The sequence below is a fragment of the Herbidospora sp. NBRC 101105 genome, from assembly GCF_030269205.1.
GTDB lineage: Bacteria > Actinomycetota > Actinomycetes > Streptosporangiales > Streptosporangiaceae > Herbidospora > Herbidospora solisilvae.
Genome location: NZ_BSSX01000011.1, coordinates 170,933 through 186,589, shown reverse-complemented (window position 1 = coordinate 186,589; position 15,657 = coordinate 170,933). Strand labels below are relative to the sequence as shown.

General features: G+C 66.3%; 10 protein-coding genes. 6 read left to right on the top strand and 4 right to left on the bottom strand.

Translation table 11 applies throughout. The features are described 5' to 3' along the window. Positions 1-184: nitroreductase family protein (locus tag QSK34_RS37065; RefSeq protein WP_285591452.1), on the bottom strand; the 184-nt coding region annotated here is incomplete at its 3' end. Positions 185-246: 62 nt separating this feature from the next. Here QSK34_RS37065 and QSK34_RS37060 point away from each other — a divergent pair. The 4 genes from QSK34_RS37060 to QSK34_RS37045 all read left to right on the top strand — a co-directional run bounded on the left by QSK34_RS37060 (position 247) and on the right by QSK34_RS37045 (position 3,589). Next, positions 247-660 (top strand): hypothetical protein, encoded by a 414-nt coding sequence (locus tag QSK34_RS37060; protein WP_285591450.1) that lies wholly within the window; start codon positions 247-249, stop codon positions 658-660. A gap of 132 nt (positions 661-792) precedes the next feature. Then, on the top strand, positions 793-1,278 hold the full coding sequence (locus QSK34_RS37055; protein WP_285591448.1) for a hypothetical protein: 486 nt from the start codon (positions 793-795) through the stop codon (positions 1,276-1,278). After that, on the top strand, positions 1,205-1,594 hold the full coding sequence (locus QSK34_RS37050) for a DUF8371 domain-containing protein (protein ID WP_285591446.1): 390 nt from the start codon (positions 1,205-1,207) through the stop codon (positions 1,592-1,594). Before QSK34_RS37055 ends, QSK34_RS37050 begins: the two co-directional genes overlap by 74 nt. A gap of 300 nt (positions 1,595-1,894) precedes the next feature. Continuing rightward, entirely contained in the window at positions 1,895-3,589 is a 1,695-nt protein-coding gene (locus QSK34_RS37045) for a hypothetical protein (RefSeq protein WP_285591445.1), read from the top strand. 685 nt (positions 3,590-4,274) lie between these two features. Here the strand turns inward: QSK34_RS37045 and QSK34_RS37040 are convergent. From QSK34_RS37040 to QSK34_RS37030, 3 genes are read right to left on the bottom strand one after another with little or no spacing between them, the layout of a single operon-like run. Continuing rightward, positions 4,275-4,589 (bottom strand): hypothetical protein, encoded by a 315-nt coding sequence (locus QSK34_RS37040; RefSeq protein ID WP_285591443.1) that lies wholly within the window; start codon positions 4,587-4,589, stop codon positions 4,275-4,277. Between the two features lie 7 nt (positions 4,590-4,596). Further along, a complete protein-coding gene (locus QSK34_RS37035; protein WP_285591442.1) occupies positions 4,597-11,163 on the bottom strand; it encodes a polymorphic toxin-type HINT domain-containing protein in 6,567 nt (2,188 codons plus the stop codon). A gap of 16 nt (positions 11,164-11,179) precedes the next feature. Then, positions 11,180-14,509, bottom strand: coding sequence for a LamG domain-containing protein (locus QSK34_RS37030; RefSeq protein ID WP_285591441.1), 3,330 nt, complete (start codon positions 14,507-14,509; stop codon positions 11,180-11,182). Between the two features lie 705 nt (positions 14,510-15,214). Between QSK34_RS37030 and QSK34_RS37025 the strand changes: the two genes are divergently transcribed. Next, on the top strand, positions 15,215-15,370 hold the full coding sequence (locus QSK34_RS37025) for a hypothetical protein (RefSeq protein WP_285591439.1): 156 nt from the start codon (positions 15,215-15,217) through the stop codon (positions 15,368-15,370). Positions 15,371-15,475: 105 nt separating this feature from the next. Further along, positions 15,476-15,640: a hypothetical protein gene (locus QSK34_RS37020; RefSeq protein ID WP_285591437.1), complete on the top strand. Its 165-nt coding sequence runs from the start codon at positions 15,476-15,478 to the stop codon at positions 15,638-15,640. The last annotated feature ends 17 nt before the right edge of the window (positions 15,641-15,657 follow it).

Sequence of the window (15,657 nt, the reverse complement as noted above, 5' to 3'; positions counted from 1 at the left end):
CGCTGTAGGGCAGCCGCCGGTCCATGTCTGCGCGGAGGCTGATCTCCTCCCCGGCGATGGCGAACGACCACGGCTGAGTGTTGTGAATCGAGGGCGCCCACGTGGCGGCCTCCACCACGGCTTCGAGCCCTTCGCGCCCGTCGTTTCGTTCGATGAGGGACACCACGTCTGGCTGCCAGACCATGCGATCCTCCACTCTCCCTTCGGTACATCGATCCGTCGTGGGCGCCCGAACTCCTCACCACCATGGAGCAACTGCTCACCGACCTGTCCATCTGGCTAAGGATCTTGCCGGGAACCGCGAACGATCTGAGGCTCGCGCAACTGCCCGATGGGACGGATTCGGCCACCACCGTGCTGAGCACCTGGAACAGGCTTCTCCATGCCTTGCTGACGACCGAAAGCAGAATCCCCCATGTCATCATCGCGGCCGCGCTCGGGAACGATGCTGCTGGGGACGCCGCTTCCCGTGCTGCCGTCTTAGCGGCCGAAGCATTATTAATCGTCGATGCGGAGACACATTGGTCTCGCGTATGGACCTACATCAAGACGGGGCACAATGTCGGACGGCGCTTCGCTGAAATGTCCGTTCGAACCGAAGCCGAGCATGCCATCCAGCAGGCGCTCACCGAGTCGCAATTGATGGACCTATACCTCTGACTCAGCGAGCTCTACCCGCCGGAAAACGACAGGCTCCGCCGAGAAGCCCATTGGGTAGACACAAACGAACAGGCCTGGAGGTGGCGTGACAGCCTGCTGCAGGAACTAAGTCGCCGCGCGTCCACCGAAGCCGTGAGCCGTCTCCGGCAGTTGGCCGACGCCAACCCCGACAGGCTGGCGATTGCCGCAGCGCTCATCTCCGCAGTGACGCAATACGCCGCCGCTCGCTGGACTCAGGTCGCCGTGGACGACGTGATCAACATCCTGCATGATCCGACCCGCCGCGTCGTGCACACAAGCACAGATCTGTTGAAAGTCGTGCTGGAGACATTGGAAGAGATCGGGGACGCGCTACCGCCACAAGGAGAGCTGCTCTGGGACCGCATTCCGGGCCAGCGCAAGCGAGGGAACCAACCCGAGATACCCGACCTGTGGCAACCCAAGCCCGAAGCGGCGCTATGCGCTTACGTCGCTCACGAATTGCGACTACGGATGGCCCGCCACGGTGTTGTGGTTAATCGGGAGGTGCTGATTCAGTCGACCGATGCCTTCGGGGGCTGGAGACCGTACCGACATCCTCGTCGAAGCTCTTCCCGAAACACACCGCGAGTTCCCTGAGGCTGGAGAACCGCTGAAACTGGTCATCGAGGTCAAGTGTGCCGGCAACAAGAATTTGAAGACAGCGCAGGAGAAGCAATTGGTCGACAGATACCTGAAGGAAGCAAGGACGGATGTCGGCATCTACCTTGTGGGCTGGCACCCGGTCAAGCTGTGGACGACTCGAGACAACGCGTACAGGATACGAGCGAAGAAGCTGAGGCCTGATACGTTGCAGGCTGACCTTGATCAGCAGGCGGCGCAGCTGTCTCGGTCACGCGGCGTCCACGTACGTTCGCTCGTGATCACGGTACCCCGACCGCACAAGCACACCTGAAACCCATCGCGCACAATACGGGCCTGAGATGTTTCTCGCATACAGGCAAATTGGCCCGGGTCCGCGAAGACGGTCAGGCGCCAATATCTGCTACGCCATCCATTGGTGCTGGCACCTACGCAGTCCGTGATTACGGATGCCCGAAATGTGATTCTCGAACGGCGACAAGATCGCCTCGCATCAGGCTGATAACAAAACGCCGAGAACCTGAAGTTTCCGTACTCCTTGACGGCTGAGTGGTCAAAGATGGCTGCGATGTTGGCGAGGAAGGGTATTACGGTGCGGTTGAAGTGTTCGTTGTTGGTGACTGCGCTGGCATTGTCGGCTGGTCTGGTGGCGGTGCCGGCAGAAGCATCGGCGGCACGGGCGTCGGTTGCGAGAGTGACAGCGTCACCCGTCCGGCAGACGAGCGATTGTCCGGCCAGCGTGGGATTCTCGGCTGTCATCAACGTCGGCGGGAAGGGAGTGGTGCGTTATCGCTGGATCCGTTCCGACGGAACCATGAGCGCGGTCAAAACCATCATGGCGCGGGGGTCCAAACGCGTCACCGTGCGGGATCGGCAGGTGTTTGACGGCGACGCCAAGGGCTGGCAGGCGGTGCAGATTCTCGGTGCCCGGCCCGTAGTTTCGCAGAAGGCACGGTTCACGGTGGCGTGCTCGGGCCGCGAACCCGTCTACACCCCCGTTCATCCCCTGCCGGGTGGAGCGGCGGAGCGGGTGCGAGCTGCGGCCTTCGTGACGGCCGCACCTGCCAGCTACGCGGGCACGTGCCCCGCGGAGGTGAAATTCACCGCGCACCTTCAGGTCTCGCGAGTCCCGGCGCGCGTCGCCTACCAGTGGATCGACAGCGCGGGTGGTGAAGGGCCGATCCAGTACGTGAACTTCACGACCTCACAGAGTCGCACCTTGTCCACGACGGCCACCGTCACCGAGAGTGCGACCGGTTGGAAGGCCGTCCGCGTCCTGCGTCCTGACGTCACGGTGTCGAGTCGGGCCGTGTACGGCGTCACCTGCGACACCGGACCCGTCGTCGCGACGCCGAGCATCGACACCGGCGCCCCTTTCTGGAACTCCGGGAAGTGCCCGATGACGATTCGGTTCACTGGGAAGGTGACCGTCAACAAGGTCCCCGCCACCGTGACCTACGAATGGGTGAACGACCAAGGCGTCAAGGGCCCATCGGGGACGCTGAAATTCACCGGTCAGCCAGGTGCCCTCGCTGTCATCCCGTACGACTATCAGACACAGGTCAAGGGCTCGGTCACGCTCAAGATCCTCAGCCCGGCGGCCGAACCGGTCACGGCCTGGTTCGGGGTGTACTGCCAGGATGGGAACCCGACGGGAGCCCACGGCCAGGTGAACGAGGTCGAATTCGCGGGGAACTGGGCCACTATGTGCGGACCGCAGAGATCGCTGCGCGCTAGGGGGACGATCAGGGCCGCCAGCGGACCTGCCAACATCACCTACGAGTGGATGATCAGCGGCAGTCCCGCCGGCATCACCGACTCCGCGATCTCCACGGGCACCGATCCTTGGTACCAGGACAGCAGCACCCTCATGCTGCAAGGCCATCAGGCGGTCTCCGGCTCACTGGCACTCAAGATACACAATGATGGCACGGTGTCCCCGACGGTGAACTACGGCACGGCGTGCGCCGACGCCGACCACGACATCTTCGTGGTCCACACGGTGCCGGACGCGAATCCCTTCTGCGGCAGCAACGCGTGGGTTAAGAACCGCGCCTACTTCATCGCCAACGAGTTCACCGGCACGGCCGACTACCAGCTGATCAGGAAGACCACCGGCGGTCAGTGGCAGCCGGTCGGCACCCCGGCCAAGGTCACGTTCACCGGGAAACCCGGCGAACGGATCTTCGCCAATCTCCCGTGGCCCGCGACACAGACCGAGGCCGGCCAGTTCAAGCTGGCACTGACCCACGGCGGCCAGACCTACGACACGACCCCGGCCTCGTACTCGGTCACCTGCCCGGCCTGACACTCTCGTCGAGTTCGGCAGCATCTCATCAGGACCGCTGCCGAACTCAACATCAGCGCCAAGGTCGCAGACCGAACGGGTAATCGCTGACCGAGGCACAGATTTGCGAACGCCTCGACGCTTTGCGCCGAAACTTGCCGCGCGGCCTCGCATGGCTGCGTCCACTAGGACCTGGTGCGCCGCATGGCGTGGCCGGGTTGGTCCCGTTAGCGCAGTACCTTTACCATCACATGCTCCCTGGTCACGCCGTCGGGCAGCAGGTTCCCGAGGTGTCCCGTTGCGACAAAACCATTGCGCCGGTAAAGGGCGATGGCGGGGTCGTTGCCCGGGATCACCGCGAGTTTCAGCGCCGCGGCGCCCGACTTCAGCGCCGGCCCCAGCTCATCAGCTGCTTCCTAGCCAAGACCCGCCTCGACTTCAAACCGCCATAACCCCAGCCTTTGAAGGTCTCTAGCGTGGCTCACGTTGACGGCGGCACGCCACCGGCGTCGCTGGGCTTGAGCGTCCAGTTGGCCGTATATCCGCTGTCCCCTTGTGTGCGCAATGTGGCATATATAGAAGCCGAGTGAGTCGGCGATGGGCGCCCGTACCAGAATGTCGGTACCCTGCACACCGCCGCTTTCTTTCTCGCATTTTTGGATCCGTTAAAAAGTGTGGCCGACAGAATCCTGTCGGCCACACTTTACTACCCCTCGGATGTCCAGTATCGCGAGCCTGCCTCAGGGGCGGGCCGTAAAGCCCAGTCGGATCGGTCTGCGTCCGGACTCCAGGATTTCACCTCTGTGTAGAGAATTGCCATGGCCCAGTAATGGGGTAGCTCGTGATAGACGAGACCGTTACCGAGATCATCGTCATTTGACATGTCCTGACCGGCCCAGAAATGGTTGATCCGGGCGATGGCTTCGCTAATGGATATTCCTGCCAGCTCGGTCATCTCGGCCGCTATATCGTCGATGTAGGCTTCCATCGTTGATGACGTGGCCATCAGATACCTGCTCATCGCTACCTTACTGAAGGGCTCTGTCGAGCATCGGTCCAGTGTTCCTGAAGAAGGTCACCTGATTGCCGATCCATATGGGTGCGGCGCCGCCCATGAAGGCTTTGGGGTTCGCAAGCATGGGGCCTTCGACCATATCGTAAGGCAAATTGGTGCCACCTCCACGATAGTGCCTGACGAATTCCGAGAGAAGGGGACTCGGGCCGGAGAAGGTGAGTGTGGTCAAACCTTCGAGCTCAGAGGTCGGTACACGGAAGTGGAGCACTTCTCCGCCGGGATACCTTTTGTCCACCCAGTCCTGTGCCTGGCTGCGGAGACGGGTGGTGTAGAAGCCGTCTCCGAAGTCCCTCGGGCGGGGTGCGTAGGCCGGGTCTACGCCATTTGCGCGAATGGCGGCTGCGCCCTCTCTGCTGGTTCCGTGGTAGAGGTCGATCGCGTCCCCGCAGTTGTGCACGAGAACTGGCGACGAGCCGGCGAGCACGAAATACGTGTGGAGGTCGGCGACCGTCAGATTGTGGACCCGCTGAACGGCCGCCCGTTCAGCCACCTTGGCGACCTGAAGATGTGTGCCCGCGGCCGTGAGGAGCAACGTGCCCGCGGTCAGGTTCTCCGCGGGCACCCACTTCTTGAGAGCGGGTGCCCAGAAGGGGTGACCGGCTGTCGCGGTGATGGTCTGTCCGCCGTCGACGGTGATGTCGACCAAGTCCTTGCTGCCGGCGCCCGTGACCAGCGCTGTGACCGGCTTGCCCTCCACCTTTCCAGTCGCCGTGTCACCTGCCAGGACCTCGTCGCCAAGTTGGATGTCGCTGATCGACTTGGTGGCGCCACCAGTCAGCAGCACCAGGGTGGCGGGGGTGAAGCTGTTGGTGGTGCAGGAGGTCGCCGCCCGGGGTGTCGGTGCGGCCGGCGCGGCCCGGACCGGTGATTGGCGGAAGGCCGCTCCGATCTTGCCCGCACCAGCGCCGATCAACTTGCCGATTCCCAGGCCGAGCAGGCCTTCGCCCGCTCCCCACGCGGCCGAGGTGAGCGCGTCACCCAGGCTGTCGATCTGCCCGCTCATGCCGTCGGAGACCAGGCGTCCGGCCATGCCGCCCAGCACTGCGCAGCCCACCGCGCCCGCACCTGCGGTGATCGTGGTGCAGAGCGCGCCGACGCCGATCGACACCGCCGTGGAGATGATCACGGTTTTGTGTTCGGCGATCCACTGGCCGGCGCTGCTGATGACCGAACGGGCCTTGCAGCCGAAGTCCCATGTGCCGCAGCCCGCCTTCGCCGCCGGGCGGGCGGTGTAGTTTCCGATCGGTTTGTAGTCGGGGCGCGAGGTGACCGGGCGGCCGGCCTTGCGATCCGCCGTGTCCTGCTGCCAGCCTCGGTAGCCGCCGTTCCTGCCGTTGGCGTAGTCGTCGGGGATCAGGCCGGTGGGGTCGGAGAAGGTGACCGGCGAGTTGGCGGCGTAGCTGTAGCCGTTCATCTGCTGCGGGTCGCTGGTGTTCAGCAGCGGGTCGACCGACAGGAAGCGGCCGGCGCGTGGGTCGTATTCGCGTGCGCCCAGGTGGGTTAGGGAGGTGGAGGGGTCGGCGGTGCCGCCGACGAAGCCCTTCTCGTTGGCCCACACCACCGTGGTGGCGTCGCGGCTGGTGCCGAACGGGGTCTGGCGGCGGACCGCCGTGGTCTGGGCGTCGGTGGCGGTGACCGATGCGGTGGCGGTGCCCTGCATGTCGCCGGCCAGCCAGGTCACCGTGCCCAGCACCCGCTGGGCGACCGTTTGGCCCCCGTGGGTGTAGAAGCGGGTGCAGGTGGTGCTGTTGGTCGCCGTCGTGAGGCGGATTTCCTGGTCGGGCAGGTAGAGGGTGGTGCCGGTCGGGTCGCGGCGGATGAGCCGGTTGCCGTCGGCGTCGTACAGGTAGCTGGTGACTCCGGCCGTTGTGGTGACCTTGGACAGGTGGCCTTCGGCGTCCCAGTCCAGGGTCTGCTGCGGGTCGGCCCCGACCTTGCGGGTGACGGTGTTTCCGGCGGCGTCGTAGGTGTAAGCGTCGCCGCCGCTGATCGCGGTCACGCCGTGCGGGCGGGGCGAGCCGGCCGACGGATAGGAGTAGGTGCGGGTGGTGTCACCCGAGGCGGCGTGCTTGACCTCAGTGGTGCGGTTGCCGGTGACGTCGTAGCCGAAGCTCGTCCAGTACGGGGCCGGGCCGCCGACCACCGACTGCGCCGGGGTCGCCGCGCAGCCTTCGCTTCCCTGGGCCCATGCCTCGGTGAGGCGGCGCAGGTAGTCGTACTGGAAGCACTGGGCGTCGGTCGTGCTCGCCTTGTCGGTGATGGCGGTGATGTTGCCGGCGGCGTCGTAGCTGTAGTTGAGGTCGCTGACCATGGCGGGGCTGACTTCCCGCTGGGTGGTCAGGCGTTGGAGGCGGTTGGTGCCCTCCTCGTAGAACCACTGGCGGACGGTCTGCTTGGCGGTCGTGCTGGTCCGCATCCGGATGAACTGCGGCTGGCTGAGCTTGTCGTAGCGGGTCTCGGTGACGTAGCTGGTCATGCCGCTGGTGGTGAGCGGGTTGCCGAGTTCGTCGTAGCCCCTCAGCAGCAGTTCACGGGGCAGACCACCGGCGGCGGGGATCGTGTACTGGGCCGTGGTCCCGTCGACGTTGTAGCCGAAGGCGTACTGGTAGGTACCGGCCAGCTTGGTGCCCTCGGCCGACGGGATCACCACAGACTGAGTGATCGGGCGGTAGGCGTCGTCGTAGGAGTCGACCTTCGTCACATACGGCTGGCCGCCGACGTAACGGGTGGCGGCCGTCTGGGCGCCCTTGAGGAGGGTGTCATAGGTCCAGTCGGCCAATTTGGTCGATCCGTTGAACAGGCCGGTCTTGCGGCCAAGCGCGTCATAGGTGTAGGTGAGCGTGGTGCCGCGGGCGTCGGTCGTGGAGGTGAGCTGGTCGAGGTCGTTGTACGTCGAGGTCGTGGTCCCCTTGTCGGGGTCCTCGTCCTTGGTCTTCCGGCCGCGCAGATCGTAGGTGTACTTCCATTCGTTGCCGGCGGCGTCGGTCACGGCGGCGAGCTGGCCCGCCGGGGTGTAGCCGTAACGGGTGCGGTCGTAGCCGACGCTCTTGTGCTGGTGCAGTTCCGTGGTCAGGCCCCGCGCGTCGGTGTAGGTGGTGGTCGGCGTGCCGCCCGCCGGTGGGGTCACGGTGACGTGGTCGCCGCCGTAGGTCGTGGTGGTCTTCCACTTCTCCACGTTGCGCACGTGGAACGCCGACTTGGTGACCCGTCCGAGGCCGTCGTAGGTGGTGCGGGTCTGGGAGGGGATGTCGGTGTCGTTGGCGACGTTCCACAGCGTGGTAGCGGGCGCCTGGTCGTTGAAGTAGGAGGCGTTGGCCTTCACCGCCAGGCCGCGCGAGTTGTAGAAGGTGTCGGTGATGACGCGTCCGCCGCCGGGTGCGGGGGCCTGGGTCTGGCGCGGGCGCAGCAGGCCGTCGTACAGAGCGTGGCTGGTGGTGTAGGTGGCGTCGTTGCGGATGGTCTGGGTGGTCACCGCGACGGGGCCGTCGGCGCGGACCAGGTAGGTGTACTTGACGCTGGGCGAGTTCGGATTCGTCGACTTGGGCCGGATGGGCGGCCAGACTTGCGTGGTGCGGCCGAGGGCGTCGTAGGCGACGTCGGTGCGCTTGTTGTTGGCGTCCACCGTCGCCGTGACGGTTCCCCACGCGGGGTTCAGGTCGGTGGTGGTCACATGACCTGCGGGGTTGGTCACGGTCGTGCGGCTCACCAGGCCACCCGTGGCGTGCGTGTAGGCGGTGGTCGTCTTGTTCGAGGCCGAGTCGGCGACCTCGGTGGCGCGGCCGTAGGCGTCGTACACCGTAGTGGCGACCGTGGTGTACTGCGGTCCGCCACTCCAGCCGGACAGCCGCTCGGTCTTGGTGACGTTCCCCCGGGTGTCGTACGTCGTCTTCGCGTCGGAGATGAGCTGGCCGGGGCGTGAGGGGGTGGTGGCGCACGCGACGGAGACCGTCTCGACGCGCGACGGCGTGTCGATGATCCACTTGGTGTCGTCGCGGACGTAGGTCGTGCGGGTGCAGCGGTCGTCGGCGGCCGTGGACGTGTCGCCCAGGTCACTGACCTCGCTCGGCAGGCCCTCGTCGGTGAACGCCGTCCGCGACTCGGTGCGCCGCCAGCCGCCCGCGCTCAGGGCCGTGCGGGTGCGGGTCTTGGCCGTGCCCGTGACGTAGGCGTGGACGGTTCCGAACGATCGCGCGCGGGTCGCGGTCGGGCCTCTGGACCACGGGTCGGTGATGACGCCTTCCACGACGTCGCCGCCGGGGCCGCTGTAGGTGATCGACTCGCGGACCGTGCCCTGCAGCCAGGGCTTGTCCTCGACGGCGACGCCCTCGGAGTCGGTGACCGACACGTTCCGGGTGCCGGAGGAGGTCTTGTCGCCGTCCATGCCACGGAAGTAGAGGGTCTCGCTCATCGAGCGGGTCTCGGTCGACTCGCCCCCGTACACGCGGACCTTCTCATAGCCGCGCCACTGCGACCACGTCTTGTACTTGTCCTTGGTCAGGCCGTCGTCATCGTCGTAGTGCCAGGCCGCGCCGCCGACGTACTCGTACTTCGTGGTGACGAAGGGAGCGCCGCCGGTGTTATCGACCTCGCTCACCCCGGTGACGACGTACTTGTGGAACCAGTCGCGGATCGGGTCGGTCTCGCCCTCGGGGGTCCAGTACTGGGGGAAGCACCGTCGGGTGTTGCTGTCGGGCGCGGGCAGGGATCCCGGGGTGCAGTCCTCGCCGGAATAGGTGACGGACGTCTGGCCGCCGGTCTCGTTGACGATGGAGGCGAGACGCCGCTTGGTGAACGGGCGCACGCCGCCCTGGTCGTCGACGCGGTTGTGCATCTGCGCGCCGCCGAAGGTGATGGCCGCCAGGGTGACCGCGGTGGCGCCGGGGGCCTTGCCGGTCTGCTGGACGGAGTCCAGCCACAACGACGGGGTGGTGCCGTCACCGGCGGCGGGGAACAGGTGGGTGAGTTTCCAGGTGTCGACGTCGACGTAGTCGGTGCCCGAACCTGAGTACATCTGGGTCGTCACGCTGGTGAGCCGCTTGCGCGTCCAGAAGCTCGGCGACGTCTTGCCCGTACAGGTGGAGGGGCAGTTGAGGTCGGCCGGGGTGTCGGGCCACTTGGTGGCGTTGGCGGTGGTGAACTTCGACTCGGCGCAGTCGAAGTTGCCGTCGGGCAGGCAGCGTTCTGCCATGCCGAAGACGACCCGGGCGGGGGCCTGGGCGGTGAACAGGGTACCGGAGCGCTGCGCATAGTCGACGCGGTCGAGCCAGCCGCCGCGGTCGTAGGCCGTCACCGTCGACAGGTTGCGGTTGTAGTTGTTGGTTTCCTTGGAATACCAGTACGTGGCGGCGTTGCCGTTGGGGTCCACGACGTAGTCGAGGTTCCACCGCCACGCCTGCCGGCACCAGTCCTGGGCGTTGCACGGCTCACCGGAGTCGTCGCCGTAGACGGGCACCGTCCACGCCGAGGCCGTTTCGGGCTTGCCGCTGGTCCAGCCGGGCAGCCGGTTCAGACCGAAGAAGTACTGGGTGCCGTCGATGGTGGTGAGCTTCCAGTGCTCGCCGTCGTTGTCGCCGTTGGTGGTGCCGGTGAGCTTCTCGACCTTGGTGCCGTCGTCGCTCTTCATCCGCCACTCGCCCGAGGCGTCGTCACGGATCAGCTCGCTCGCCTTGCCGGCCAGCGTGACGGTCGCGTTGTCGTAGGCCCAGCACAGGTCGCCGGTCTTGGGGGTGACGCCGTCGTCGGCGCAGGAGCGGTAGCGGCGCTCGATGAACCCGCCCGACTGCAGGTCCCACCCCTCACCGACCACGCTGGGCTGGTTGTTCGTGGACGCCGTCAGCCCGTCGACCTTGGAGGAGCTGTAGGTGAGCGCGACCTGGGGCATCGGGCCGCCCAGCCCTGGCGGGGTGCGCATCGGGTACGTCCAGGTGAAGTCGCCGGTCGACCCACCCGCCGTCCACGTCGCCGACGGCGACAACGAGGTGGCCGAGTAGTCGCCGGAGGCGCCGCTGGGTCCCGCGGTCAGCGCGTAGACGCCCGCGGTCAGATTCTCCGCGCTCACCGTCTTGGCCTCGGTGTCGTTCTCGGCGGGGACGGGCGTCTCGACCTGGCATTGCGCGGCTTGCGGGGTGGTGGCCGCGCAGTCGGGCAGCTTCACCAGGCGCAACCGTGAGGCCCAGTCGGCCCCATAGGCGTCTTCGACCGCTTCGTAGCCCAGGCTGACCTCACCTCTGCCGGACGCCCTGACCAGGGCACGGGCCGTGTCGGCCAAGCTGATCGGCTGGGCCGCGCCCTCCACCTTCACCGTGCCGGTGATCGGCTTGGGCTGCCACGCGGCGCCCTTCTCCGGGTCGGGCGCGGCGGGGCGCACCTTGAACTCGGCGCCGTCGACCGACGGGGTGTCCTTCGTCTTGATCGGTTCCGGTGCCGCCGACGTGGCGGTGGCCGGAGGTGCCTGTAACAGCCCGGCCACCAGGACGGCGGCCAGCGGGGCGGCCACGCGGGCCGTCCAACGAAGGTTCACTGCTCGTTTCTCCATGTCAGAAGCCGAAAAAGAGGTTGATGACGTCCTCGTCGGAGAGGGCGCCGGTGTAGAGGTGCGCGTCGTCCAGTTCGCCCAGCCACGGGGAGGCGGACGCGCCGGTCAGTTTGGCCCGGCCGATCTGGGTGACGCCGGTGGCGTTCCACGTGCTGGTTCCGGAAACCTCGGCCACCTTCTGGGTGTTCAAGTAGAGGCGGAGTTGGGCGCGCGGGTGGTCGTAGACGCCGACGAGCAGCGTCCACTCGTCGGGATCGGTGGGCCACTGGGCTGGATCGATCGCGGCGCTGACGAAGGAGGCGCTGTCGGTGTCGGAGGCCGGGATGTCGAAGGACCACTTGCCGCCCCGGAAGCCGAGGGTGAACCCGCTGCGGCGGGAGCCGTCCTGGCTGAGCGCGGTGTGGGTGGTGCCGAAAGCCGACCGGCGCACCCACACGGCGGCCGAGAAGCTGCCGTCGGTACGGGTCATGAAGCTCGAAGGAGCGGCGTACTGGCCGGAGGAGGGGACCAAGAGGGCGTTGCCCTCATGGCCGTCGGTTGTCCAGCCGGCGCCGCCGTACAGGGTGGCGGTGCGGCCGCTGTGGCTGGTGGAGGTGGCCGCGCTGGTACCCGCCCCCTCGTTGAAACGCCAGAACACCTGATGTTGCACGGGACGGTTGACCAGGTCGGCTACCTCATGCGGGTAGACGATCCGATCCCAGACCCGCACGTCGTCGATCAGGCCGGTGAAGTAGTTGCCGAGCACGCCGTCGATCTTCATCCGGCCGACCTGGAAGTCGCCGGTGGCGTTCCAGGGAGTGGTGAAGGCCGGCTGGGAGGCCTGGAGGCGGCCGTTGACGTACAGGCGCAGCTGCTTGGCGTCCGGGTCGTAGACGCCGACGACGTGCTCCCAGGCGTTTTGCCGGGCCGGTGCGTCCGAGACCGCCTTGACCGGCTGGACGCCGTCGGCGTCGGAGGGGCGGCGGCCGAAGGTCCACCTCTGGTCGCCATGGTTGTAGTAGAGCTGGAAGCCCGAGGCCCGGTTGCCGTTCTGGGAGGCGATCGTGTTGACGTGCGTGTCGTTGGTGACCTGTGCCCAGGCGGCGACCGTGAAGGCTTTGCCGGTGTCCAGCACCGTCCCGCTGCTGGAGAGGTAGCTGGAGGTGCCGTTGAGCTGCGCGGCTTTGATCGAACGACCGCCGGTGAAGGTGACCCCGCTGGCGGTGAGCGTGCGCCCGCCGATCGAATCGGCGGCGGTCGGTGACGTGTTCGCCTCGTCCATCGACCACGACGAGATCGGCCCGTCGACGACGAAGGACACATCGAAGGTGTAGGTCGCGTACGGTCCGGCGTTCCCGGCGCCGTCGATCGGCCACACGTACACCACGTTGATGAAGTCACGCGGCGGGGCGATCAACACGTTCGCCGTTCCCGACGGGGCCTGCACCCGGCGGCGGACCGACAGGTCGTTGACGGCGTAGTCGAAGGCGACCACGTCGGTGTCGGCGGGCGCGCGGGTGAAGGTGAAGGTGCCCGGGCGGCCCACCCCGCTCACTTGCGGCTGGTCGGACGGGTAAGCCGCCGAGCTCACCGTGGGTGTGTTGGCGGGAACGACGGTGTCGACTCGGAACTCACACCACGGGCTCCACTCACCTCCGTCCAGGCCGTCGTAGGCGCGGATACGCCAGGCGTAAATGCCGCCCTGCGCCAGACCGGTCAGGCCGACCTGGTGCGCGACCGGGTTCGCCGAGGCCACATAGCTGGTGTTCTTGACGTACAGGTCACCCCAGGCGCCACCGGAATAGACGTTGACGTCGAACTCGGCGCGCACCCCGTCACCGGTCTTGTCCGGATCGTAGATCTTGGCCCGCAAGGTTGGGGTCAGGGTGCTGACCGCCGGACGCGAGGCGCCGGTGACACAGGGCGTGCCCGGAACGGTCGCCATGGCCGCCGGGCGGCTCGGCACACTGTTGTAGTCGATCTCCAGTGAGGCGGAGGTCTGGTCGAAGCCCTTCCATCCGAAGGTGTCGCTTTCATCCCCGGCGATCAGCCCGAAGGTGGTGTCCTGCTGCCCCTTGGCGGCCGAGTCGACCACCGCCGCCGTCGCCTCGAAGGCCAGCGGCCCCGACGGGCAGGAGGAGCTGAACCCCTTGGCGACGTTGAGTTCATCCAGCTTCCGCTTCAGCGCCGGCTGCTTGGACCAGGTGGTCGACTGCGAGATCGCGCCGGTGTGCCAGAACTCGATCGGCCGGGCCGAGCACGACCACGACCACGTCTCGTTGATGCGGAACGTCGCCTTGATGACATGCTTGCCGACCACCCGGTCGGTGTTCATCCGGTAGAACGAGCGTCGCTTGACCGACCCGTCGTAGGTTCCCGCCTCCGATCGGTGCGACAGGTTCCACCCGGTGTAGGACCCGTCGGAGGACACCATCGCCCACGCCAGCCGTGAGCCATTCCACTCGGGGTCGATGTAGATCGGATACCGCACGCCGGGATCGTCCATGAGCGCCTTGTCCGGCGTCAGCGCGATCGACGCGGTGCTCACCGAGGTGGCCATCGTGGCCTGCTTGCGCCCGCTGGCATCCCACATGCGCGGCGCCGGGGAACTGAACAGCACCGCCCCGTCGGCGACCGCCTCGGTGACGCCGTCGGCGGCCTTACGCAGGCTCACCCCTTCGGTATTGAGATCGAATCGCAGCTGAGTCAGCGCCGTATTGGCCGCGGCCTCGGCGTTTTTGACGACCAGCAGTTCGGAGAATCCGGTGACGGTGGCTGTGATCTGAAGGTCGACTCCGGGCAGCACCTCGGCGTAGGTCGCCACTGGCCCGTCCAAGCTCGGCTTCGGGAGCGTTCCAGGCCACGACATGCTCAACGACCGTCCATCGGCGGCAGCGATCGTGGCCAGCGGGCCCGTGCCTCCCCCGGAGAAGGCAAGCTCCACCGCAGTGGCGATGGGGGCGACGCTGTTGTCCGCACGCCGCTCCAGCGTGGTGTCCACAGCAACCCAGTCGCCATCTCTGTGGATTCGGACGGGCAAGGCGCTGACCTGCATGGTGAAGGTGCCATCGGTGTTGGCGTAAAGAGTCTGGGTCTCAGACCTGGCGTCGATCACCTCGACGCGCTCGCCGGTACGCTGCGCGAGCGCCGATGCGACGCCGACATCGCCAGACGGGTCGGCGTGCGCAGCCTGCGGCGCTATGAAGGCAGCGAGAAGTAGCCCGATTGCGGGCATGGCAAGGCGAAGCCTCAAAGAAGGACTCCAGAGGGAGGGGAATGAACCAGGTCCCAGAACAGGGCCGGCGGCAAGATGGCCGCGCACAGCTAACAAAACCACCGCACCCGATGTCAAACATCACCTAAAGCAGACATAAGTGCCATATCTGCCATGAGCTGCGCGATCATTATTTCTTGGTGAGAGGCGAGGTAAGGTAAGCGTCACTTGAGCGATAGGGGTTTCGACGGACTCCGGCGGCGCTCGCAGGGCCTTGGTTTCGTAACGCGATGCGGGTCAATTCACCGCAGCTAGGTAAGTCAACCTTCGGAAGTCTGCCTGATTCCACCAGGCTGCAGCAGTGATTATGATGCGCCCACAATAACGGAGTGAAGCTTACCTGATACCTGCACCGCAGAGTAAACTAGGAAATGAACAAGTAGCGCTACCCAAGAATCGACGAACATGCCCCGCCCTCATGCCTCCTCCGATCAGCGAAAAGTCATCCGACGCCAAAGTGCGCAACAGAGCAGCAGAAGATCTGATCTGGGATGACGAACACGTTGTCCACCCCTTCCTGGACCGGCATATTTCTCACCAGTCCGTTTCACCTGGTCTCACCATCCGCGAGAGCTCTGGACAGCCGTGCCTGCCCGGCGCTGTTCCGCCGAACTTTCGCGGACCTGCCCACTACTGAGCGGAGTCCGGTTCGGGCGTGCCGGCTGCATTGGGGACTCTGTCCTTGACGCGACTGGGTGGTGGCGAGATGGCGACGACCATGGTCTGTGTACCGGACGGCTACATGCGCGGCGGGGACGACTCCGTGAACTTCCCTTGGATCAAATGGCGCGGACGATCCGGCTGAACATTCCACGCTGGCTCTGCCCGGCCTCGCTCACCGATCTGGTCGACATCGTGCGGGAGGCCTCCGCGGCCGGAGTCGAGCTGCACGCGCTCGGCAGCAGCTCGGGACATGTCCAGCGCGTCGACAGCCCGTAGCCGGTCGAGCAGGACCTCGTGCAGCCGCTGCCAACTCCGACGTGGTGGAGCATTTCATCCCCGGCTCCTGCGGACCGCGACCGTCGAACGCATCATGGGGGCACCATGGCCGAGCTGATGTGGGCGATCACCGTACGAGACCGAGACGCGGGTGTCGGCGGGCTCGCCCTGACCGACGTGCCCTATCCTCACGCCGCGGAGAACGACGTCGTCGTGCGGGTACACGCGGCCGGTTTCACCACCGGAGAGCTCGACTGGCCCACGACCTAGACCCACCGGTCGGGCCG

Bases quoted from the DNA above. Each gene is read 5' to 3' on its own strand.
- QSK34_RS37060 (WP_285591450.1), top strand. From the start codon at position 247: ATGGAGCAACTGCTCACCGACCTGTCCATCTGGCTAAGGATCTTGCCG.
- QSK34_RS37050 (WP_285591446.1), top strand. From the start codon at position 1,205: ATGCCTTCGGGGGCTGGAGACCGTACCGACATCCTCGTCGAAGCTCTT.
- QSK34_RS37020 (WP_285591437.1), top strand. From the start codon at position 15,476: ATGGCCGAGCTGATGTGGGCGATCACCGTACGAGACCGAGACGCGGGT.
- QSK34_RS37025 (WP_285591439.1), top strand. From the start codon at position 15,215: ATGGCGCGGACGATCCGGCTGAACATTCCACGCTGGCTCTGCCCGGCC.
- QSK34_RS37040 (WP_285591443.1), bottom strand. From the start codon at position 4,589: ATGAGCAGGTATCTGATGGCCACGTCATCAACGATGGAAGCCTACATC.